The organism is Bradyrhizobium sp. PRIMUS42 (assembly GCF_023006515.1).
Lineage (GTDB): Bacteria > Pseudomonadota > Alphaproteobacteria > Rhizobiales > Xanthobacteraceae > Bradyrhizobium.
The window spans coordinates 1-1,104 of sequence record NZ_JALBGZ010001225.1; the positions used below are offsets into that span (position 1 = coordinate 1).

Annotated in this window: 1 protein-coding gene and 1 pseudogene; one reads left to right on the plus strand and one right to left on the minus strand. The window is 65.0% G+C overall.

The genetic code is table 11. The features are described 5' to 3' along the window. The coding region (locus MOV75_RS39250; protein WP_247008205.1) for an RMD1 family protein at positions 1–386 on the plus strand (386 nt) is incomplete at its 5' end. 110 nt (positions 387–496) lie between these two features. Here the strand turns inward: MOV75_RS39250 and MOV75_RS39255 are convergent. Further along, a pseudogene (locus tag MOV75_RS39255) lies at positions 497–1,104 on the minus strand (acetate kinase); the annotation flags it as partial.

A 1,104-nucleotide genomic window follows, 5' to 3' on the forward strand; every position in this document is an offset into this window, starting at 1 on the left:
TCTTCGATGTGATCGAGCCCTTTGCGCGGGAGCTCGCCGAACACGGCCGCACGCCGCGCCGGCGCAAGGGCGTTCTGCAACTGATCGGCAATGCATTGCTGGTGCAGCAGCGCGTCGCCGGTCGCGTCGCGATCGCCGAGAAGCCCGACGTGCTCTGGGAGAAGCCCGAGCTCGACCGGCTCTATTCCCGTCTCGAAGACGAATACGAACTGAAGGAGCGCCTCGACACGCTCGAGCGCAAGCTCACCGCGGTGTCGGAGACCGCCAACGCGCTCACCGACATCATCGACACCCAGCGCTCGCTGCGCCTCGAGATCGCGGTGGTGGTGCTGATCGTGATCGAGGTCGCGATCGGGTGTTTTCAGATATTGTCGGGGACACATTAGGGCGGCGAGAGGGCTGTCTCTCCGCGAGTCTGATATCGTAGGGTGGGCAAAGGCGCACTTGCGCCGTGCCCACCAGACAGAGGTGGCGGGCACGCTTCGCTTTGCCCACCCTACGATACCTGGGTTTTCGTCCGCAGCATCGCGACGCAATGCCGTGCCATCACCTGTTCCTCATTCGTCGGAATGACGAACACTTCGACGGCACTGCCTCTTCCGCCGATCCGCTCGCGCGCTTCATCATTCGCAGCCGCATCGATCCGCACGCCGAGCCACGCCAGGCGCTCGCCGATCGCGCCGCGGATCTCCTTCGCGTGTTCGCCGATCCCGCCGGTGAAGACCAGACAGTCCAGTCCTTTAAGCGTGGTGGCCATCATCGCGATCTGCTGTGCCGCCCGGAAGACGAACAGATCGACCGCCTCTCGCGCAGCAACCTCGCTACTCGCGAGCAGTGTGCGCATGTCCGCGGAGAGGCCGGAGACGCCGAAGAGGCCGGACTCGTGATAGAGCAGGTGCTGGACATCCTCGACCGACATGTTCTCGTGCTGTTGCAGATAGAGCAGGACGCCGGGATCGATCGTGCCTGAGCGTGTGCCCATCACGAGACCGTCGAGCGGCGTCAGCCCCATCGTGGTGTCGATGCTGCGGCCGTCGCGCAGCGCGCAGAGGCTGGCGCCATTGCCGAGATGCGCGATGACGGTGCGCTTGCCCGCGAGCTCGG